We start from the raw sequence: 21,429 nt of genomic DNA, 5'->3' as shown, positions 1-21,429 counted from the left end.
CTCCCATCCTAAATCAAGAACAAGGCACTAACAGCACTTAATACATCAAGTGGACATAACGGCCCGTGCTCTAAATCTTCTGCAGTTCGGCAATAAGTTCAGCATTACCGCATGCCGCTGCGAAGGCAGTGATCCGCCGTTCAATTTCCCGGCCCAACAACCACACTCCCACAGGATGAGTCAACCATCGCAGCCACCCTGGCTTGCAGGAAAAGGTGTACTTCCAAACCAGCCTGGTTCCGCCGTCGCACTCGCTAAAGCGCCAGCCGCCACCAAATTGGGCGAAGAACCACGGGCCGGAGACCATCTTCATGCCGACGTTCCGCCCGGGGACGTAAGAGACATATTCGCTGACCATGAGCAGGCCCATCCGTGACCTGGTCCGGGTGCGCACCCCCTTGCCGGCCTTGGTGGCACCATCTTGAAAATGTTGTGAATGAATAAACGGATCCCATTTCCGCCGGAACTCACCTGTGGTTTGAGACAATTCGAAGGCGCTGGCGGGATCCAGCAGCACCGTACGTTCGGCAACTACTTGCGGCATGGGCTTACTCTTCCTGAAGTGCGGAGAACGTCATCGCGGAGGGGTGCTGCCGTCCCGTTTCAGCGGGCCCCCAGCACGGATTAGGCCCATTGTTCCACCAATGGCCGGTCCATGCGCCAAGGCAGGAACTTCGCGCCCAGGTTCGACGCCGGATTCTCGCCCACAAAGGCCAACTCCACCTTCCACGGGTGCATGCGGCCGTCGGAAAACCCTCCACTAGCCCGTTCACAGGTGACAATGCCGTGCTTTTTTGTGGCGATGCCTTGCTTGCTCATAGCCATTGGGCCAGCCTATAGTCCTATCAGCTGGCTACCATGGGGAATACTCCCCATCGAAAGTTCCACCGCTGGCCTCTACGCTGGGCTGAAGAACACATGGCTATTGGCCATATCCCCTCCATGCATCCATTGAACGGACAGCCATGAACGAGTTCATGCTCGGCGCAGACCCGGAAGAGCTCCGGGCATTGGCCACGCTCTTCCAAAAGCACTCGGCAGCATTGGATCAAACCTCCAATGATCTAAACCCCACCATCATGCGGGCCCGCTGGAACGGCCCTGACGCACAGCGTTTCCGTCAGGACTGGACGTCGCGGCTGCGGCCTCAGATCAAGTCGGCCAGCACCATGTTTACTGAAACCTCAGAAAAGTTGCAGGCTCAGGCCCAGGAGCAGGAGAATGCTTCCTCGGAAGGCAGCCTAGGCGGCGGGAACACTCTGGGCTACGAGGCTGAAGAAACTGGCGGCGGGACTTCTGCGAACCAGCAAGCCCTTGAGAACATTGGCACCCGCACAGATCAGGAAGTTCGCCTCTGGTGGGCGGACCTGAGCGATGCGGAAAAGACCACGCTGCTGCATTCCAGCGATGAGTTCGGAATTCCCAACGCATACCGTCTCGCCGCGTTAGAAGACAAACTCCCCCGTGAAGACCAAGATCGCATCCGTGAATACCTTGTTGAGTCGGCCAAGGGCTCCATCCCCATGTACTCACAGTCAGACAAAATTGGTGTGGATGGCCAGATCGCTTGGGTGCACGGCGGCGCCCACCTCTCGAGCAAGATCACACAAAACGCTGACGGCTCGGTAAAACTCACCCTTGCAGGGGACATCAGTGGTGGCGCCAACACACCCAGCACCAAGGCTGGCGCTGATGTGACACTGAGCGGCGAGCTTTCAAGGACCTATAAGTTCAATTCCTTGGAGGAGGCGCTTGCCGCTCGCGCACAAATGCTCAATGAACTGCCTCCGGACAGTTTTTCACGGGCATCGGATGCCATCACAAACCCTGGTGAGTACATCGAAAAGACCCTGGATGCAGCGGCGAATGGCCATGGCTCCACTGACGAGTACACAAGCCGAAAGGGCACACTTTCAGTTGGCGCAAAAGTAGATGTTTCTGCCGACGTCTCGGCAGAAGCGAAGCTTTCGCTCGCCTACGAACAGAATCTTAGCGATGGTACTGCCACAGCCAGTGCAACAGCCTCAGTGAAGGCACAGCTTGATCTGGGCGACGGGATGAAGTTTGGCGGAAATGGGGAAGCCGGGGTCACCCTGAGCATGGACAAAGACGGCGACATCAACAAGATGACAATCAATCTGAAGGGAACCATTGAAGGCTCAGCCAAGGTTCAGGACAATCCAAATATCCAAGATCCCCTAGCGGAACTGTTCGGCCCGAAACCTCCGTCTGAAGGACCCAGTGCCAAGTCCAGTGTAGGAATCCAAGGAACGGTGCGTATGGAGCTGCAGAACACAGCCCAGAACCAACATCTCATCGATAGTTACCTGAGCAACATCGCCTCGGGCAACAATCTTGCGGCAGCTGGCGATCTAGAAAACATCTACCGCGCATCAGGTGTGACACTCCAAGCAAATTCAGTTGTCTCCACAGAAAGCAATCTGGTTGACTTTAACAGCGGAGTTGCCTCGCTGAAAGTTGGTGGCAGCTCCGAAACGACCATCAACGCTGGTACGTTACACAAGGCTCCTTATGGCGGAAACTATAAGATCATCACGGGCCAGAACCTTGCTGGAACCATGAGGTAACACCATTGAACATACTTTGTCCTAACCATCTGAGAGGCCCCAAACCATGAGCCAACCATTCGATACCGGGCTGGGCCTGACACTTGTCCTGCCCGATGGGGCACAAGCCATCGAGGTCTCAAGCGCAGGACCTGCCAGCCGCCAGTTCAGTCTGGTGCGTGGGGAGGTAATTTCCGTGGTCCGTGATGACGGGGCAGCTTTAGAATTCCCAGATCTTCTGGCATGGGCGCAAGGCATGGCTCAGCACTATGTTCAGGACTTCGACGCCGTTGAAGAGGCTCAGGGCACTATCTCAAGTGACGGTAAGCAAAGTTACGCCTACGCGGTCACCTTCAAGGATGCCAACGGAGTCCCCCGCAGGGCCACGTTGATCGCCACGTTGCTCGCGGGCGGGCTTTTTGCAGGTATCACGTTGCTGGCTATCAACGCCGGCCAGGGACTGGATACTGAGCTGGTACAGGAGCTGGTGGATGGCTTGGCTCGGAGCGCAGGCTAAGACTCCACCCACGACACCGGTACCAACCTTGGTGCCGGTGTTTTTTGTGCCCACTCGCCCAAGGCGACAATGACGCACAGAAGACCTCACGCCGTCGTGCCTGCATCTTTTAACACAAAGAAGGACCCCAGCCGAAGCTGGGGCCCTTCTTCAAAGATCTAAGTTAGTCAGAGACTACTTGATGATCTTGGTGACACGACCTGAACCAACGGTGCGGCCGCCTTCGCGGATAGCGAAGCCGAGGCCCTCTTCCATGGCGATCGGCTGGATCAGCGCGACAGTCATTTCGGTGTTGTCGCCAGGCATAACCATTTCCGTGCCCTCAGGCAGGGTGATGACGCCGGTAACATCCGTGGTGCGGAAGTAGAACTGCGGGCGGTAGTTGGAGTAGAACGGGTTGTGACGCCCGCCCTCATCCTTGGCCAAGATGTAGACGTTGGCTTCGAAATCGGTGTGCGGGGTAATGGAACCCGGCTTGACGATAACCTGGCCACGCTCTACGTCTTCGCGCTTGATACCGCGGAGAAGCAGACCACAGTTCTCGCCGGCCCAAGCCTCGTCGAGCTGCTTGTGGAACATTTCGATACCGGTAACCGTGGTCTTCTGGACCGGACGGATTCCGACAATCTCAATTTCAGAGTTGATCTTGAGGGTTCCACGCTCGGCGCGGCCCGTAACAACGGTTCCACGGCCAGTGATGGTGAAGACATCTTCAACCGGCATCAAGAACGGCTTGTCCTTGTCGCGGATGGGGTCAGGAACGTGGTTGTCAACGGCTTCCATCAGGTCCTCAACGGACTTGACCCAAACCGGGTCGCCTTCCAGAGCCTTCAGGCCGGAAACGCGCACAACGGGTGCCTCGTCGCCGTCGAAGCCCTGTGAGGAGAGAAGTTCGCGAACTTCCATTTCGACCAAGTCGAGGAGTTCTTCGTCATCAACCATGTCGGACTTGTTCAGTGCAACCAGCAGGTAGGGGACACCAACCTGGCGGGCCAACAGAACGTGCTCGCGAGTCTGGGCCATCGGGCCGTCAGTCGCAGCAACCACCAGGATAGCGCCGTCCATCTGCGCAGCACCGGTGATCATGTTCTTGATGTAGTCAGCGTGACCGGGGGCGTCTACGTGTGCGTAGTGGCGCTTCTCGGTCTGGTACTCAACGTGCGAGATGTTGATCGTGATACCGCGCTGCTTCTCCTCGGGAGCCGAGTCGATAGTAGCGAAGTCACGCTGCTCGTTAAGATCGGGGTACTTGTCGTACAGTACCTTGGAAATGGCAGCCGTCAACGTGGTCTTACCATGGTCAACGTGACCGATGGTGCCGATGTTAACGTGCGGCTTGGTCCGCTCGAACTTTGCCTTTGCCACGGGGTCCTCCTAGAACGTTTTCAGATGGCTTACTCTCAGCGACGCTTTTCGTCACTGAAACCGTAGTAAGTCTACTGGGGGCTTTTTATGTTTAAGAAATTACTGATTGCTGGCGTCTGTCCCAGCTTAGGGCTGGAACAGACGCCGTGCAAAAGTGCGACTACTCGCCGCGGGCCTTCTGGATGATCTCGTCGGCAACTGCCTTCGGAACCTCAGAGTAGCTATCGAACTTCATCGAGTACACTGCGCGACCCTGGGTCTTTGAACGCAAGTCACCGATGTAACCGAACATGCCGGACAAGGGGACAAGAGCCTTGATGACCTTGACACCGCTTGCGTCCTCCATGGACTGCATCTGTCCACGACGTGAGTTGATGTCACCGATTACTTCACCCATGTATTCCTCAGGGGTGCGGACTTCAACTTCCATCAGCGGTTCGAGCAGAACCGGGTTGGCCAACCGAGCGGCTTCCTTGAACGCCATGCGACCGGCGATCTTGAAGGCCATTTCGGAAGAGTCAACATCGTGTGACGCGCCGTCAAGCAGCGTGGCCTTGATGCCAACCATCGGGTAGCCGGCCAGCACGCCGTCAGGCAGTGCGGACTGGATGCCCTGGTCAACGCTGGGGATGTACTCGCGGGGAACACGGCCACCAGTGACCTTGTTCTCGAAGGAGTACATTTCGCCATCGTGCGTATCCAGCGGCTCAATGGCAATCTGGATCTTAGCGAACTGCCCTGAACCACCGGTCTGCTTCTTGTGCGTGTAGTCATGCTTGACTACGGCGCGCTTGATGGTTTCGCGGTAAGCAACCTGCGGCTTGCCAACGTTAGCTTCAACGTTGAATTCGCGACGCATGCGGTCCACCAGGATATCCAGGTGAAGCTCCCCCATGCCGCCAATTTCGGTCTGGCCGGTGTCTTCGTTGAGGGTAACGGTGAACGTCGGGTCCTCAGCGGAGAGCTTCTGGATAGCAGTGGAGAGCTTCTCCTGGTCACCCTTGGTCTTCGGCTCGATGGCAACGAAGATCACGGGCTCGGGGAAGGTCATCGACTCAAGTACTACCGGGTTGGCCGGATCGCACAAGGTGTCACCGGTGGTGGTGTCCTTGAGGCCAATCACAGCGTAGATGTGGCCTGCATGGACCTCGTCTACCGGCATTTCCTTGTTGGCGTGCATCTGGAAGAGCTTGCCAATGCGTTCCTTCTTCTGCTTCGTTGAGTTCAGCAGCTGAGTACCGGGAGTTGCCTTGCCGGAGTACACGCGGATGAAGTTCAACTGACCGAAGAACGGGTGCGTTGCGATCTTGAAGGCGAGAGCCGAGAACGGCTCGTCTTCACTCGGCTCGCGCTTGATCTCGATTTCCTCGTTGCGGGGATCGTGACCGATCATCGCACCAACGTCCAACGGGTTCGGCAGGAAGTCGATGACAGCATCGAGCATGGGCTGAACGCCGCGGTTCTTGAAAGCTGAACCACAGAAGACCGGGTAGATCTCGGAGTTCACAGTCAGCTTGCGAATGCCAGCCTTCAGTTCCTCAATGCTGGGCTCTATGCCCTCGAGGTACTTCTCCATGAGTTCTTCGGAGGCCTCGGCAGCAGCCTCTACGAGGGCGGCACGGTACTCTTCAGCCTTTTCCTGCAGATCCGCGGGGATCTCCTGGATTTCGTAGTTGGCACCCATGGTGACGTCACCCTTGGAGTCGCCAGCCCAAACGAAGGCCTTCATGGTCAGCAGATCGACGACGCCAACGAATTCGCTTTCAGCACCGATAGGCAGCTGCATAACGAGGGGCTTGGCACCCAAGCGGTTGATGATGGTGTCTACCGTGAAGTAGAAATCAGCACCGAGCTTGTCCATCTTGTTGACGAAGCAGATACGCGGAACGTTGTACTTGTCAGCCTGGCGCCAAACAGTCTCAGACTGCGGCTCTACGCCTTCCTTGCCGTCAAAAACAGCAACTGCGCCGTCGAGCACGCGAAGTGAGCGCTCAACCTCAACAGTGAAGTCAACGTGGCCGGGTGTGTCAATGATGTTGATCTGGTTGTTGTTCCAGAAGCAGGTCACGGCGGCGCTCGTGATGGTGATGCCGCGTTCCTTTTCCTGTTCCATCCAGTCAGTCGTCGATGCACCGTCGTGCGTTTCGCCGAGCTTGTGGTTCACACCCGTGTAGAACAGGATGCGCTCAGTTGTAGTGGTCTTGCCAGCATCAATGTGGGCCATGATGCCGATGTTGCGGACCTTGTTAAGGTCTGTAAGCACGTCCTGTGCCACGGTTTCTCCCTTATCTAGAGATGAGCTCGAAGGTTGCTGGCGGGGTTACCGCCAGCAACCTGAAGGCTCTAGTTACCAGCGGTAATGGGCGAAGGCCTTGTTGGACTCAGCCATCTTGTGGGTATCTTCGCGACGCTTGACAGCAGCACCAAGGCCATTGGAGGCATCCAGAACTTCGTTGCGCAAACGCTCGGTCATGGTCTTCTCGCGGCGAGCCTTCGAGTAACCAACCAACCAGCGCAAAGCCAAAGCGGTCTGACGACCCGGCTTAACTTCAACCGGAACCTGGTAGGTGGCGCCACCAACACGGCGGGACTTGACCTCAAGGCTGGGCTTGATGTTCTCCATGGCCTTCTTCAAGGCAACTACGGGATCAGCACCGGTCTTTTCACGTACACCCTCAAGTGCGCCGTAAACGATGCGCTCTGCGGTGGACTTCTTACCGTCAACCAGAACCTTGTTGATCAGCTGAGTGACCAAAGGGGAACCGTATACGGGATCTACTACTAGCGGCCGCTTGGGGGCCGGACCCTTGCGAGGCATATTACTTCTTCTCCATCTTTGCACCGTAGCGGCTACGTGCCTGCTTGCGGTTCTTAACGCCCTGGGTATCCAGTGCGCCGCGGACGATCTTGTAACGAACACCGGGAAGGTCCTTAACACGGCCTCCACGGACGAGCACGATGGAGTGCTCCTGAAGGTTGTGGCCTACACCGGGGATGTAAGCGGTAACTTCCACGCCGCCGTTGAGGCGCACACGTGCAACCTTACGCAGAGCCGAGTTCGGCTTCTTCGGGGTGGTTGTGTAAACGCGCGTGCAAACGCCGCGACGCATGGGGCTGCCCTTAAGTGCGGGAGCCTTGGTCTTCGTGACCTTGGGTGTCCGGCCCTTTCGGACCAGCTGGTTAATCGTAGGCACTTTCGTGTTCTCCGTTGTTTTCTCGAGTGGATTCTCGTGTTGCCGGCCCCGCTGATCAAAATGAATCGACCTACGGGGAAAGCCTTTTACTGGTAGTCGCAGACTTGGCGACTTCACAGCGCCTAGGCATGCAAAAATGTGGCATTCGCTGTACAAGAACCGTACAACCCGGACCCGCATCCACTTTCCGAAGAAAATTGACGCCCTTATCCACTGCCACACTAACAATTACTCACTACGTTAGCACTACATTGCCCCAGCACTGAAATCGAGGTCAACTCATGCTTGACACATGCACTGCACAAGCGCATTGTACTAATTACCCCGCGACTCTAAAAGCTGGCCTGTGGGCTGGCGGAGCCCCTCATGCGGAGTGGGATGTTGTCGAATTGCGGTGCGTCATGGCGGATACGGATTTAGTTCTTGAGGGTGGCGGAGTCAAGGGCTCCAGCCTTGTCGGGGCGGTGACGGCCTTGGCAGCACACAGTGACCCTTACACTTTCCACCGGATTGCGGGCACCTCCGCAGGGGCCATCGTGGCCGCTTTTCTGGCGTCAGGAATGACACCGGCACAGGTGAAGAACGTCATGGAGTCGTTGGATTTTGCCAAGTTTGAGGACAAGCAGGGTTTCCTAGAGCACATCCCCGGTATTGGGCCGGCCACCGGCCTGTTCTTGCACGAGGGCTTGTTCGTTGGTGGCTTCATGCACGACTGGATCGCCGAAACACTGGCCGCTCAGGGCGTCCAAACCTGGGCGGATTTGAGGGATGACGATCCTGGCAGCGCGCTTCCGCCTGAACAGCGATACAAGCTGGTTGTCATAGTTTCAGACGTTTCACGCGGCATCATGCTGCGCCTACCTTGGGACTACCAGCCGCTTCTGGGGATGGACCCGGACACCATACCGGTGGCGGACGCCATTAGGGCTTCCGCGTCCATCCCCTTTTTCTTCCGCCCTTGGAAGATGCAGGCCGATCCAACTCTCACAGGTCACGACCACATTGTTTGTGCCGACGGTGGGCTGCTGTCCAATTTCCCCATGGCCATCTTTGATCGAAATGACGGGAAGCAGTCACGCTGGCCAACCATCGGCGTCAAACTTTCTGGCCAGAGAACTATTCGCACCACAGACTGGAGTCCTGACAACACCAACGTGGCGCTGGCCAAGTCATTGCTAGCGACCATGATGAGTGCCCACGACAACGCCTACGTGAACAATCCCCAAGCAAGTTCGCGCACCATTTTTGTCAACACCACCCCTTATCAGGCCACCGACTTCCGCCTCTCCCCCGCAGACAAAAGCACCATGTTTGGCCGGGGGATGAGCAGCGGTCAGAAATTCCTGACCACCTGGGACTGGGATAAGTGGAAGTCCGGCGACTACAGCTTGGGCTAGCGCAGGAGCGTTCCTGAAATAACACCCTAAAGTGAGGGAGCCTTGTTAAAGCACGACGGCGGTGAGTCACATTTGCAAGGTGACTCACCGCCCGGTCGTTGCCTCCCAAACTTCGCAAGCTCAGTTCGGGTCCTTCGGCAACTCCCTTAGCGCACTATCGGCATGTCAGCCGGAGAAGTTGGTACCGAGATCGTAGTCATCCAAGGGGATGGCACGGAACTCGTTGCCCAAATCTCCTACGCCGCCCACGTAGTCAAAGTCGCTGAATGCGCTCGGACCGGTGAACAGATTGGCCTTGGCCTCTTCCGTGGGCTCCACCGTGACGTTGGTGTAGCGCGGAAGGCCGGTGCCGGCAGGGATCAACTTACCGATAATCACGTTCTCCTTCAGACCCAACAACGGATCCGACTTCCCTTCCATGGCCGCCTGCGTCAGAACGCGAGTGGTCTCCTGGAAGGATGCGGCGGAGAGCCATGATTCGGTAGCCAAGGAAGCCTTGGTGATACCCATCAGCTCGTTACGACCTGATGCCGGCTTCTTGCCCTCGGACACGACGCGACGGTTTTCCGTCTCGAAGCGGCCACGCTCGGCAAGCTCACCGGGCAGCAGCTTCGAGTCACCGGACTCGATGACCGTTACGCGGCGCAGCATCTGGCGGACAATAACCTCGACGTGCTTGTCGTGGATACCCACACCCTGGCTGCGGTAAACGCCCTGAACTTCCTCAACGAGGTGCTTCTGAGCGGCACGCGGACCGAGGATACGCAGAACCTGCTTGGGGTCAACAGCACCCACAATCAGCTTCTGGCCAACTTCAACATGCTCGCCGTCAGCAACCTGCAGGCGTGCGCGTCGCAGTACCGGGTAGGCGATCTCTTCAGTGCCGTCGTCCGGTGTGAGGATCAGACGCATCGTCTTTTCGGACTCATCAATGTTGATGCGGCCGGCAGCTTCTGCGATCGGAGCCACACCCTTGGGGGTACGTGCTTCGAAGAGCTCCTGAATACGGGGCAGACCCTGGGTGATGTCCTCGCCACGGCTGGCCGAAACAGCACCACCGGTGTGGAAGGTACGCATGGTCAGCTGAGTACCGGGCTCACCAATGGACTGAGCGGCAATAATACCGACAGCCTCACCAATGTCCACGGTCTTGCCCGTGGCCAAGGAACGGCCGTAGCAAAGGGCGCAGGTACCAACAGTTGACTCACAGGTGAGCACTGAACGGACCTTGATCTCTTCAATGCCTGCTGCGAACAGCTTGGCAATGAGGACATCTCCAACATCGTCCCCGGCCTCGGCCAGGACAGCACCGGATGCGTCCACTACTTCGGCAGCCAAGGTACGGGCGTAAACGCTGTTCTCGACTTCCTCGTGCAGTACGATCTCACCCATGGAATCAACCACTGCGATGGGCAGGGTCAGGCCACGCTCAGTGCCACAATCGTCTTCGCGAACGATGACATCCTGTGAAACGTCAACCAGACGGCGCGTCAGGTAACCGGAGTTAGCGGTACGCAGAGCGGTATCAGCCAGACCCTTACGGGCACCGTGTGTGGCGATGAAGTATTCCAGAACCGACAGGCCCTCACGGTAGGAGGACTTGATGGGACGGGGAATAATTTCACCCTTAGGGTTGGCCACCAGGCCACGGATACCGGCAATCTGGCGAACCTGCATCCAGTTACCACGGGCACCGGAGGAAACCATACGGTTGATCGTGTTGGATGCGGCGAACGAGTCACGCATAACGTCTGCGATCTCGTTGGTTGCCTGGTTCCAGATGTCGATGAGCTCCTGGCGGCGCTCGTCGTCAGCGATCAGACCCTTGTCATACTGAGCCTGGACCTTGGCGGCCTTGACCTCGTAGCTCTCCAAGATAGCCGGCTTCGCAGCAGGGACCTCAATGTCGGAGATGGCAACGGTGATTCCTGATCGGGTTGCCCAGTAGAAACCGGCATCCTTCAAGTTATCCAGTGTTGCTGCCACAACAACCTTGGGGTACCGCTCGGCGAGGTCGTTGACGATCTCGGAGAGCTGGCCCTTATCTGCCACTGCTTCCACCCAGGGGTAGTCAGCAGGCAGGGTGTCGTTGAAGAGCACCTGTCCCAGTGAGGTATCGATGATGGCACTACCGCCAGCTTCGAAGCCTTCCGGGCCCTTGCGCTCGGCACCGGGGATAAAGTCTTCCAGGCGGATCTTGACCTGTGAGTTCAAGTGCAACTCACCGGCGTCGAACGCCATGACAGCTTCAGCCGCGGTGGAGAACACACGGCCTTCGCCCACTGAACCCTCACGCTTGGTGGTCAAGTGGTACAGGCCAATGATCATATCCTGCGAAGGCAGAGTCACCGGACGGCCATCTGAAGGCTTCAAAATGTTGTTCGAGGACAGCATCAAGATGCGAGCTTCGGCCTGAGCCTCGGGGCTCAGCGGCAGGTGAACTGCCATCTGGTCGCCGTCGAAGTCAGCGTTGAAGGCGCCACAAACCAGCGGGTGAAGCTGAATTGCCTTACCTTCAACAAGCTGGGGCTCGAACGCCTGGATACCCAAACGGTGCAGGGTTGGTGCACGGTTCAGCAGAACCGGGTGCTCGGTGATGATCTCTTCGAGAACATCCCACACCTGGGGACGGAAACGCTCCACCATGCGCTTGGCGCTCTTGATGTTCTGTGCATGGTTGAGGTCAACCAAGCGCTTCATCACGAACGGCTTGAAGAGCTCCAACGCCATCTGCTTGGGCAGACCACACTGGTGCAGCTTCAGCTGCGGGCCAACCACAATGACCGAACGGCCGGAGTAGTCAACACGCTTGCCGAGGAGGTTCTGACGGAAACGACCCTGCTTGCCCTTGAGCATGTCGCTCAGTGACTTCAGCGGACGGTTGCCCGGTCCGGTGACAGGACGGCCGCGGCGGCCATTGTCAAACAAGGAGTCCACAGCTTCTTGAAGCATGCGCTTTTCGTTGTTGACAATGATCTCCGGAGCGCCCAAATCAAGCAGTCGCTTGAGACGGTTGTTGCGGTTGATCACGCGACGGTACAGATCGTTCAAGTCCGAGGTGGCGAAACGGCCACCGTCGAGCTGAACCATGGGGCGCAGTTCCGGCGGAATCACCGGGACAGCGTCCAGAACCATGCCAAGCGGGCTGTTGTTGGTGGTCAGGAATGCGTTGACAACCTTCAATCGCTTCAGGGCGCGGGTTTTACGCTGGCCCTTGCCGTTGGCAATGATGTCGCGCAGGATCTCGGCTTCGCCGGCCATGTCGAACGTCTCAAGACGGCTCTTGATGGCTTCGGCACCCATGGAACCTTCGAAGAACATGCCGTAGCGCTCTCGCAGTTCGCGGTAGAGGGCTTCGTCACCTTCCAAGTCAGCAACCTTGAGAGCCTTGAACCGGTCCCAAACCTGCTCGAGGCGGTCGATGTCGGCGTCAGCGCGCTTGCGCACATTGGCCATCTGACGGTCCGCGGAGTCACGGGCCTTCTTCTTATCGGCTGCCTTGGCGCCTTCACCTTCCAGGCGGGCAAGCTCGCCTTCGAGGTCACGGGCAATGGTGGCGATATCGTTATCGCGAGTATCGACCATGCGCTTCTTTTCCAGGTCGTGCTCAATCTGGAGGTTCGGCAGTTCTTCATGGCGGGCAGCATCATCAACACTGGTGATCATGTAAGCCGCGAAGTAGATGACCTTTTCAAGGTCCTTCGGGGCTAGATCTAGCAGGTAACCCAAGCGCGAGGGAACGCCCTTGAAGTACCAGATATGGGTAACGGGAGCTGCCAGCTCAATGTGGCCCATGCGCTCACGGCGCACCTTGGCGCGGGTGACTTCAACACCACAACGCTCACAGATGATGCCCTTGAAACGCACGCGCTTGTACTTACCGCAGTAGCATTCCCAGTCACGGGAAGGCCCGAAGATCTTTTCACAGAAAAGACCGTCTTTTTCCGGCTTGAGCGTGCGGTAGTTGATGGTTTCCGGCTTCTTGACTTCGCCGTGGCTCCAGTCGCGAATATCTTGCGCGGTGGCCAGGCCAATCTGCATACTGCCGAAGGAGGATTCGCTGGACATATGGGTCCTGTTCTCTCTAATTCTCTAAAGTCTGAAAGTCTGTGGCGGGTACGGGAGGAAGCGGAAGGAACGACGGCGGCGGGTGAGTGCCGCCGTCGGCCCCTAGCTACACTTCTTCGACAGAGTTTGGCTCGGCCCGTGACAGGTCGATGCCCAGCTCTTCCGCGGCCCGGAAGACTTCTTCATCCGAGTCACGCATCTCAATCGTGGCGCCGTCGGTGGAAAGGACTTCCACGTTCAGGCACAGCGACTGCATTTCCTTGATAAGAACCTTGAAGGACTCCGGAATACCGGGCTCCGGGATGTTCTCGCCCTTGACGATGGCTTCGTAAACCTTCACGCGGCCATGGATGTCATCGCTCTTGATGGTCAGCAGTTCCTGCAGCGTGTACGCCGCACCATAAGCTTCCAGTGCCCAAACTTCCATCTCACCAAAGCGCTGTCCACCGAACTGCGCCTTACCGCCCAAGGGCTGCTGGGTGATCATGGAGTACGGGCCTGTGGAGCGTGCATGGATCTTGTCATCCACCAGGTGGTGAAGTTTCAGGATGTACATGTAGCCCACGGAAACCGGGTCCGGGAACGGCTCGCCGGAGCGGCCATCGAACAACATGGTCTTACCGGAGGAATCGATCAGGCGTTCCCCGTCACGAGTGACGTTGGTGGAATCGAGCAAACCAGTGATTTCAGTATCACGGGCACCGTCGAATACCGGGGTGGCAACCTTGGTCTGGCCGCTTTCGCGGGGCAGGTTCGGCAGGTTCTTGATCCAGTCAGGCTCGCCTTCAACCTTCCAACCGGTCTTGGCAACCCAACCGAGGTGGATCTCCAGGACCTGTCCTACGTTCATTCGCCCTGGCACACCCAAGGGGTTCAGGACAATGTCAACAGGGGTACCGTCGGCAAGGAAGGGCATATCTTCGATCGGAAGGATCTTGGAAATAACACCCTTGTTACCGTGACGGCCAGCGAGCTTGTCACCATCGGTGATCTTGCGCTTGTTGGCAACGTACACGCGAACCAGCTGGTTCACGCCGGGAGGAAGGTCATCTTCGGAATCGCGGTCAAAGACGCGCACACCGATGACGGTGCCGGACTCGCCGTGGGGAACCTTCAAGGAAGTGTCGCGAACTTCGCGGCTCTTCTCACCAAAGATGGCGCGCAGCAGGCGCTCTTCCGGGGTCAGTTCGGTCTCGCCCTTAGGCGTGACCTTTCCAACCAGGATGTCGCCAGCTTCAACTTCGGCACCGATGTGGATGATGCCGCGCTCGTCCAGACCGGCAAGGATTTCCTCGGAGACGTTCGGGATGTCCCGAGTGATCTCTTCGGCACCGAGCTTGGTGTCGCGAGCATCGATCTCGTGCTCTTCGATGTGAATTGAGGAGAGCACATCTTCGGCAACAATGCGCTGCGAAAGGATGATGGCATCCTCGTAGTTGTGACCTTCCCAGGACATGAAGGCAACCAACAGGTTCTTACCCAGGGCAAGTTCACCCATGTCCGTTGCCGGACCGTCGGCAATGATGCCGCCCACTTCCAGGCGCTGGCCTTCTGAAGCCAGAACACGCTGGTTGTAAGCGGTTCCCTGGTTGGAACGCTGGTACTTGGCGATCGGGTAGCTGATCTCCGTGCCGTCGTCGTTCAACATCACAACCACGTCTGCGGAAACTTCCGAGACCACACCGGCCTTCTTAGCGATGACAACGTCACCGGCGTCAACAGCTGTTGCGCGCTCCATGCCGGTACCCACGAACGGGGCCTCGGAACGGACCAGCGGCACAGCCTGACGCTGCATGTTCGCACCCATGAGGGCGCGGTTGGCGTCATCATGCTCGAGGAACGGAATCAGGGCCGTAGCCACTGACACCATCTGGCGCGGGGAAACGTCCATGTACTCGACCTCGTCGGCCGGAATCAAGACAGGCTCGCCGCCACCACCGCGCTGGCGAACCAGAACGGAGTCTTCCAGGAAGTGGTTGTTGGTATCCAAAGGCGCGTTGGCCTGTGCAATAACAACTTCCATCTCGTCATCAGCTGTCAGGTAGTCAACCTCGTCAGAAACGAAGCCGTCCTTGACCCGGCGGTACGGGGTCTCGATGAAGCCGAAGGGGTTAATGCGACCGTAGGAAGCCAAGGAACCGATCAGACCAATGTTGGGGCCTTCAGGGGTTTCAATGGGGCACATGCGGCCGTAGTGCGACGGGTGAACGTCACGAACTTCCATGCCGGCACGATCACGGGAGAGACCACCCGGGCCCAGCGCGGAGAGACGACGCTTGTGCGTCAGACCGGCCAGCGGGTTGTTCTGATCCATGAACTGTGAGAGCTGAGACGTTCCGAAGAACTCCTTGATAGCTGCCACGACGGGGCGGATGTTGATCAGGGTCTGCGGCGTGATCGCTTCGACGTCCTGAGTGGTCATACGCTCGCGGACAACTCGCTCCATGCGAGACAGACCCGTGCGGACCTGGTTCTCGATGAGCTCGCCAACGGCGCGGATACGACGGTTACCGAAGTGGTCAATGTCGTCGACGTCAACGCGCAAGTCAACCTCGGCGCCGTCGCGCTTGCCCTTGGTGGTCTTGTTGCCAGCGTGCAAGGCAACCAGGTACTTGATCATGGCGACAATGTCATCCACGCTCAGCACGGATGCTTCGGGGCTGCTCAACGGCAGGTCAATACCCAGCTTGCGGTTGATCTTGTAACGGCCAACTTTGGCCAGATCGTAGCGCTTGGGGTTGAAGTACAAGTTGTGCAGCAGTGCATCGGCTGCGTCTACTGTGGGCGGCTCGCCCGGGCGCAGCTTGCGGTAGATGTCCAGCAAGGCATCTTCGCGGCCGGTGGTGGCGTCCTTTTCCAAGGTGGCGCGGATCGAGTCGAACTCGCCAAACTCTTCAAGGATCTGGCCTTCGCTCCAGCCCAGCGCCTTCAGCAGTACGGTGACTGACTGCTTACGCTTGCGGTCCAGGCGAACACCAACCTGATCGCGCTTGTCGATCTCCAGCTCGAACCATGCACCACGTGAGGGGATGATCTTGGCGGTGAAGATTTCCTTGTCACTGGTCTTATCCGCGGTGCGCTCAAAGTAAGCACCCGGGGAACGGACCAGCTGGGAAACAACAACACGCTCGGTGCCATTGATGACAAACGTGCCCTTGTTGGTCATGAGCGGGAAATCGCCCATGAAGACAGTCTGCTGCTTGATTTCACCGGTCATGTTGTTCATGAACTCGGCCTTGACGTACAGGGGTGCGGCGTACGTGGCGTCGCGGTCCTTGCATTCGTCAACGGTGAACTTGGGGTCAGAGAACTCCGGCTCCGTGAAGGACAAGGACATGGTGCCCTGGAAGTCCTCAATCGGGGAGATCTCTTCGAAGATGTCGGACAGACCAGAGGTGACGGCCACGCTGTCATCGCCAGCATCCACAGCGCTCGCCATGCGATCTTGCCAGCGCTCGTTACCTACGAGCCAGTCAAAGCTCTCGGTCTGGAGGGCAAGCAGATTCGGCACGTCAAGCGGCTCGTGAATCTTTGCGAATGAGAGGCGACTCTTTGCACCATCAGTGCTGTTTGAATCGATAGCGGTTGCAGCGTTATTTACATTAGAGGTGCTCGAGGCGACCAAGAGGGATCCTTCCACAGACCTGCAGGCTTGTTCTTACGAACCCTCACCCGTTTCTCTCCCGGTCATCAAACCCGGAGGAACGCTGGCCAAGTAGCCCTAGAAAACGCATCAAAGTACAGCTATGCTGCCCTTTGGGTGCGTGTTTCCATGACTCTTGTCCGATACAAAGCCCACCGCTATATGAAGGCTGAAGGTTAAGAGGGATACGCAAAGAACTACACTACCCCTTAAAGGGTCGCGTGTCTACCCCGAGATCCAAGAAACCGCAAGTGGGGTCTTTCCCTCCCATTGTCGCGCTGCCACATTAGGCAGGTACATTACTCTGACACGCCCTTCTGGACACCCAAAGGAATTTTACTTGGCATGAGTGCTGTTAGATTCTATGGAAGGGCTGCGCGGCTCAACGAGGAGCCGTGCGCAATCAAGGGTCAAGGAGCAGTGCGGCCATGGTGTCACAAGCAAATGATGTGGTAATTCTCGCCGGAGCACGCACCCCGCAGGGACGGCTGAATGGGCAGTTGGCGCCTTTTACCGCCGTGGAGTTGGGGGCCAAGGCCATTGCCGCGGCGCTGGCGCGCTGCGGAATTGATGCAGCAGACATTGACCAAGTAATCATGGGCCAGGTGCTCCAAGCAGGTGCCGGTCAAAATCCGGCACGCCAGAGTTCAGTGGGTGCAGGAATCGGCTGGAACGTACCCGCCGTAACCATTAACAAGGTTTGCCTCTCCGGCCTCACCGCTGTGATCGATGCTGCTCGCATGATCCGCAGCGGGGATGCCACGGTGGTTGTGGCCGGCGGCCAGGAATCCATGTCAAGGGCCCCCCACATCTTGCCAGGATCGCGCCAGGGCTGGACCTATGGCGCCATCGAGGCTCTGGATGTAGCCGCCCATGACGGCCTGACAGACGCCTTCGACAACGACTCCATGGGCCTTTCCACCGAGCGCGGCAACATCCGCCTAAACATCAGCCGGACGGCTCAGGATGAGGTGGCTGCGGCTTCCCATCAGCGCGCAGCCGCCGCGGTGGCTGCCGGGGTATTCAAGGACGAGATTGTTCCCGTTGCAGTCCCGACGCGCAAGGGTGAGCCATTGCTGCTGAGCGAGGATGAAGGCATCCGCCCGCAGACTACCGTGGACACCCTTGCTGGCCTGCGTCCAGCCTTTACCGCCGACGGCGCCATCACGGCAGGAAACTCCTCGCCCCTCTCCGACGGCGCCAGCGCCCTGGTCCTGTCATCTCGGGCCTATGCAGAGGAACACGGCTTGAGCTGGCTCGCTGTGGTGGGCGCTCCCGGTCAAGTGGCCGGTCCCGATAACTCCTTGCATTCCCAGCCCTCCCACGCCATTGCCAAAGCGCTGAGCACGGCAGGCTGGAGCACCCGCGACCTGGACTTCATTGAGATCAACGAAGCCTTTGGTTCCGTGGCTGTCCAATCCCTGCGTGATTTGGACTTCCCTTTGGATCGGTGCAATATCCATGGAGGTGCCATCGCCTTGGGGCACCCCATTGGCGCTTCCGGCGCCCGTCTGGCCCTGCACGCAGCCATGGAGCTGAATCGTCGAGGAAGTGGCAAGGCGGCTGTTTCCTTGTGCGGCGGAGGCGGACAGGGCGAAGCGCTCCTGTTGTTCAAGGACCAGTAGTGAGCATAGAGCTCATAGGGCATGCCCGGGTGGCCGCTGATGCGGCCGCCCGCGGGGTGGTGGTGGAAATCTTTCAGCGGCCCGCTGCACATTCGCTCAGCGAGGCTGCGGAACTCCTGGGGATCACCCCGTGGGACATTGTAAAAAACCTTGGTTCTGAAGCGCAGCGACGGGACGTTCCTCTTCGCCTTGGTGCCAGGCGGTAGGTCAATTTCTTGGCCCAAACTGCGTTCCGTGGTGGGTGTCAACAAGCTTCAGATGCCTCCGGCCGAGTGGCCATGGGTGCCACCGGCTACGAACGCGGCACCATCACTGCCTTAGGCAGCACCACCGCCTGGCCCGTCTACGTTGACGAAAGCATCCGTGGACGCCGAGTGGCCATGGGCGCCGGAGAGCACGGCTACAGCCTCTTCGTGGACGCTGACGCGCTCATTGTGGCGCTCGAAGCAACCGTGGCGGATATTTCCACACCCGAATAAGGCCGCAGATACAAAGAACCCCCGCACCAAACGGTGCGGGGGTTCTTTGTAAACGCGGGGTGATTACTTGAGGGTAACCGTGGCGCCGGCAGCTTCGAGAGCTTCCTTGGCCTTCTCTGCAGCTTCCTTGGTGACGCCTTCCAGAACAGCCTTGGGAGCCGAGTCAACGACCTCCTTGGCTTCCTTCAGACCCAAGGAAGTGATGGAGCGAACTTCCTTGATCACTGCGATCTTCTTGTCGCCGGCTGCTTCGAGGATAACGTCGAATTCAGTCTGCTCTGCGGCTTCTTCAGCTGCGCCACCGGCGGGGCCTGCAACTGCAACAGCAGCGGCAGTTACTTCGAAGGTCTCTTCGAAGAGGGTAACGAACTCGGAGAGCTCGATGATGGTCAGTTCCTTGAAAGCTGCAATGAGCTCGTCGTTGGTGAGCTTAGCCATGAGTGGCGCTCCTTCTGTGTTTTGCCCGCGAGGGGCGAATCCATAAACCTAAACCCTGTTGGATCTAGGGAAATACTTGGGTTGAACACCTGCTGGCAGGCGGCGCGTCCGGCAAGGACGCAGGCTCGCTATGCTTCGGTGGTCTCGGCTTCAGCAGCCGGAGCTTCTTCAGCGGCCGGAGCCTCTTCAACAGCGGGTGCTTCCTCAGCGGCCGGAGCCTCTTCAACAGGAGCGCCTTCGGCGAGCTTGAGACGCAAGGCGTCGATGGTGCGCACAGCGGCGGCCATCGGAGCCTTGAGTACGGCAGCAATGCGTGCCAGCTGCAGCTCACGAGACTCGAGAGCAGCCAGTGCGGCAACTCCGGTAGCATCGAGTGCTTTACCTTCAAAGAGACCGGTCTTGATGACCAGCTGCTTGTTAGCTTTTGCAAAATCCGTCAGGCTCTTTGCTGCTGCAACAGCGTCACCCTTGATGAATGCAATGGCGGTGGGGCCGGAGAGCTGACCTTCGAAAGCGTCAACACCAGCTTCCTTAGCCGCAATGGCAGTCAGAGTGTTCTTTACAACCGAGAACTTGGTGTCTTGGCCGAGAGAAACGCGCAGCTCCTTGAGCTGAGCTACGGTGAGCCCACGGTATTCGGTTAGGACTGCTGCAGTTGAGTCATTGAAATCTTGCGTGATTTCTGCAACCGCAGCCACCTTTGTTGGCGTTGCCATAACACTCCTTCCGGGAATAATTGCCGGTCTTTGCCCATCCCGCTGCAAACCTGTGAAGGAAATAAGCAAATAAAAACGCCCCGCACAGATGTACGGGGCGTTTTTCACAGCTGAACAATAGGTTTTATCCCAGTTCAACACTGCTCATAAGCTTTGTGCACCTGCGCTGGCCGTCCATATAAGGACTTTCGGATGGCAACCGGCCCGATTCCAACGCATCAAGTTGCATGCTGCATTTGCTTCGCTGGGGGTGATTGACATCGACCGACGGTCTTTGGTTCTTCTAAGATACAGGAGCGGGTGCTGTGATTCCAAATCGGGGCGGTGCGCCGAAGGCTTAGTCGGTCTGAGTGAAATCCTTACGCCACTGCCCTGTCACGCCGGCACTGACGTAGCCCATCTCTTTATTGACGGAGAGCATGTACTCGTTCTCTGGCGCATTCCACGTGTAGATGGTGCGCAGCGCTGGGAAGTGCTCTTGCAACTGTTCCATGTTGGCTACCTTCATGTGCAGTCCCACACCTTTGTCCTGATGAGACCGTTCCACGAACGTATCGTCCTGGAACGCAACATCATCACGGTTCCCCAGCAAGGATATGGAGGTGAATCCCACCAGCGCCAAGGTCTCGATGCATTGTGCGGCACTGACCACGGTGCGCCGGCCACTTTGCATAGACAGTTCCTCAGCCTCACGAAGCTGCTTAACGTCCCAGACGCCGGAATCAGCCTCATCTGCACTGAGGCTCGCTTCCAAGCGCACAAAGTCCGCCGCCCACTCTTCGGGACAGGCGTCTAGCCATTGGTGGACCCGGTAAGCGCCGTGGTGTGTTTCAACGGCTCGGCTGGCCAACTGCGCCAGTAGCTGATCAGGCAGGGGCAGCGCGCAGGCGTTGAACTGTTCCACACGCTCGAGAGCATAGCCGGCTCTGCTGGCAAATCTGGCTTCTCGGGTCTTATACGCTAAGTCGCCACCGCCCTGTGCTGGCACAATGGACCCGCCCTTGTATCCAGTAGCCTCCAGATCTGCCGCAGGATGGTTCGTCTCAACAAGGACCACCTTGCGGTTCTCGCCCCGCACAAACAGTTCAGCTGCCTCTAAGAGCTTGCGCCCGATTCCTAGCTTTTCGGCTTGGGGCAGCACATCCAAGGTGACATGTGCCAGCTCGGTGTTGTCATCAAGTGGCATGGCGATGCCTGCGCGGCCCAAAATTTTGCCGCCAAGGCGTGCCACCAAAATCACATACCATTCGTAGGGGTCGTGGCACAGGGCGAAGAGTTCCCGCGGCGTATAGGCTAAAAGATCGTTGCCCCACGTATTGATGCGGACCTGCCGAGAGACTTCCACGGCTTCTAAGAAATCGGCAGCCCCGGCTACAAGACTTTCGGGGAGACGCAATTGTTCGACTGTGGCTTCAGTCAT

General features: G+C 58.0%; 15 protein-coding genes and 1 pseudogene. 5 read left to right on the top strand and 11 right to left on the bottom strand.

All coding sequences use genetic code 11. From position 1 onward, the window contains the following. Positions 1–70 precede the first annotated feature (70 nt). Both RY113_RS15560 and RY113_RS15555 read right to left on the bottom strand, forming a co-directional pair. Positions 71–544, bottom strand: coding sequence for an SRPBCC family protein (locus RY113_RS15560; protein ID WP_315915299.1), 474 nt, complete (start codon positions 542–544; stop codon positions 71–73). An 80-nt stretch (positions 545–624) separates the two neighbouring features. Then, on the bottom strand, positions 625–825 hold the full coding sequence (locus RY113_RS15555) for a hypothetical protein (protein ID WP_315915298.1): 201 nt from the start codon (positions 823–825) through the stop codon (positions 625–627). 140 nt (positions 826–965) lie between these two features. Between RY113_RS15555 and RY113_RS15550 the strand changes: the two genes are divergently transcribed. Beyond that, the gene (locus RY113_RS15550) at positions 966–2,588 is read left to right on the top strand and encodes a WXG100 family type VII secretion target (protein WP_315915296.1); all 1,623 of its coding nucleotides are present in this window, start codon (positions 966–968) and stop codon (positions 2,586–2,588) included. 46 nt (positions 2,589–2,634) lie between these two features. Next, positions 2,635–3,084, top strand: coding sequence for a hypothetical protein (locus tag RY113_RS15545; protein WP_315915295.1), 450 nt, complete (start codon positions 2,635–2,637; stop codon positions 3,082–3,084). Positions 3,085–3,258: 174 nt separating this feature from the next. Here the strand turns inward: RY113_RS15545 and tuf are convergent, their stop codons facing one another. The 4 genes from tuf to rpsL form a co-directional block, all read right to left on the bottom strand. Continuing rightward, positions 3,259–4,449: an elongation factor Tu gene (tuf, locus tag RY113_RS15540; protein ID WP_110105550.1), complete on the bottom strand. Its 1,191-nt coding sequence runs from the start codon at positions 4,447–4,449 to the stop codon at positions 3,259–3,261. 160 nt (positions 4,450–4,609) lie between these two features. Next, on the bottom strand, positions 4,610–6,724 hold the full coding sequence (gene fusA, locus RY113_RS15535) for an elongation factor G (protein ID WP_110105549.1): 2,115 nt from the start codon (positions 6,722–6,724) through the stop codon (positions 4,610–4,612). 72 nt (positions 6,725–6,796) lie between these two features. Next, entirely contained in the window at positions 6,797–7,267 is a 471-nt protein-coding gene (rpsG, locus tag RY113_RS15530) for a 30S ribosomal protein S7 (RefSeq protein WP_038464713.1), read from the bottom strand. 1 nt (position 7,268) lies between these two features. Further along, on the bottom strand, positions 7,269–7,643 hold the full coding sequence (gene rpsL / locus RY113_RS15525) for a 30S ribosomal protein S12 (RefSeq protein WP_038464715.1): 375 nt from the start codon (positions 7,641–7,643) through the stop codon (positions 7,269–7,271). A 401-nt stretch (positions 7,644–8,044) separates the two neighbouring features. Between rpsL and RY113_RS15520 the strand changes: the two genes are divergently transcribed. Continuing rightward, on the top strand, positions 8,045–9,040 hold the full coding sequence (locus RY113_RS15520) for a patatin-like phospholipase family protein (RefSeq protein WP_315915292.1): 996 nt from the start codon (positions 8,045–8,047) through the stop codon (positions 9,038–9,040). 165 nt (positions 9,041–9,205) lie between these two features. On the opposite strand, the gene RY113_RS15515 is transcribed toward RY113_RS15520, so the two are convergent. After that, positions 9,206–13,108, bottom strand: coding sequence for a DNA-directed RNA polymerase subunit beta' (locus RY113_RS15515; protein WP_110105547.1), 3,903 nt, complete (start codon positions 13,106–13,108; stop codon positions 9,206–9,208). Between the two features lie 106 nt (positions 13,109–13,214). Continuing rightward, positions 13,215–16,733, bottom strand: coding sequence for a DNA-directed RNA polymerase subunit beta (rpoB, locus tag RY113_RS15510; protein WP_110105669.1), 3,519 nt, complete (start codon positions 16,731–16,733; stop codon positions 13,215–13,217). A gap of 446 nt (positions 16,734–17,179) precedes the next feature. Between rpoB and RY113_RS15505 the strand changes: the two genes are divergently transcribed. Beyond that, complete coding sequence (locus tag RY113_RS15505) at positions 17,180–18,376, top strand: acetyl-CoA C-acetyltransferase (RefSeq protein WP_315915291.1); 1,197 nt, start codon at positions 17,180–17,182, stop codon at positions 18,374–18,376. Between the two features lie 5 nt (positions 18,377–18,381). Beyond that, positions 18,382–18,855: pseudogene (locus RY113_RS18540) on the top strand (aminoacyl-tRNA deacylase). Positions 18,856–18,918: 63 nt separating this feature from the next. Here the strand turns inward: RY113_RS18540 and rplL are convergent. From rplL to RY113_RS15485, 3 genes are all read right to left on the bottom strand, one after another. After that, on the bottom strand, positions 18,919–19,293 hold the full coding sequence (gene rplL / locus RY113_RS15495; RefSeq protein WP_110105545.1) for a 50S ribosomal protein L7/L12: 375 nt from the start codon (positions 19,291–19,293) through the stop codon (positions 18,919–18,921). Between the two features lie 128 nt (positions 19,294–19,421). Further along, a complete protein-coding gene (gene rplJ, locus RY113_RS15490) occupies positions 19,422–20,009 on the bottom strand; it encodes a 50S ribosomal protein L10 (RefSeq protein ID WP_315915287.1) in 588 nt (195 codons plus the stop codon). A 337-nt stretch (positions 20,010–20,346) separates the two neighbouring features. Then, entirely contained in the window at positions 20,347–21,429 is a 1,083-nt protein-coding gene (locus tag RY113_RS15485) for a GNAT family N-acetyltransferase (RefSeq protein WP_315915286.1), read from the bottom strand.

Source organism: Arthrobacter sp. lap29 (assembly GCF_032458965.1).
GTDB classification, from domain to species: Bacteria; Actinomycetota; Actinomycetes; order Actinomycetales; family Micrococcaceae; genus Specibacter; species Specibacter psychrochitiniphilus.
This window is presented reverse-complemented; position numbering and strand designations above follow the sequence as displayed.

Excerpts from the sequence above, each read along its gene's own strand:
- rplL (WP_110105545.1), bottom strand. The coding sequence starts at position 19,293 with ATGGCTAAGCTCACCAACGACGAGCTCATTGCAGCTTTCAAGGAACTG.
- RY113_RS15560 (WP_315915299.1), bottom strand. The coding sequence starts at position 544 with ATGCCGCAAGTAGTTGCCGAACGTACGGTGCTGCTGGATCCCGCCAGC.
- RY113_RS15555 (WP_315915298.1), bottom strand. The coding sequence starts at position 825 with ATGGCTATGAGCAAGCAAGGCATCGCCACAAAAAAGCACGGCATTGTC.
- RY113_RS15515 (WP_110105547.1), bottom strand. The coding sequence starts at position 13,108 with ATGTCCAGCGAATCCTCCTTCGGCAGTATGCAGATTGGCCTGGCCACC.
- rplJ (WP_315915287.1), bottom strand. The coding sequence starts at position 20,009 with ATGGCAACGCCAACAAAGGTGGCTGCGGTTGCAGAAATCACGCAAGAT.
- RY113_RS15550 (WP_315915296.1), top strand. The coding sequence starts at position 966 with ATGAACGAGTTCATGCTCGGCGCAGACCCGGAAGAGCTCCGGGCATTG.
- RY113_RS15520 (WP_315915292.1), top strand. The coding sequence starts at position 8,045 with ATGGCGGATACGGATTTAGTTCTTGAGGGTGGCGGAGTCAAGGGCTCC.
- RY113_RS15485 (WP_315915286.1), bottom strand. The coding sequence starts at position 21,429 with ATGACTGAAGCCACAGTCGAACAATTGCGTCTCCCCGAAAGTCTTGTA.
- rpsG (WP_038464713.1), bottom strand. The coding sequence starts at position 7,267 with ATGCCTCGCAAGGGTCCGGCCCCCAAGCGGCCGCTAGTAGTAGATCCC.
- RY113_RS15545 (WP_315915295.1), top strand. The coding sequence starts at position 2,635 with ATGAGCCAACCATTCGATACCGGGCTGGGCCTGACACTTGTCCTGCCC.
- RY113_RS15505 (WP_315915291.1), top strand. The coding sequence starts at position 17,180 with ATGGTGTCACAAGCAAATGATGTGGTAATTCTCGCCGGAGCACGCACC.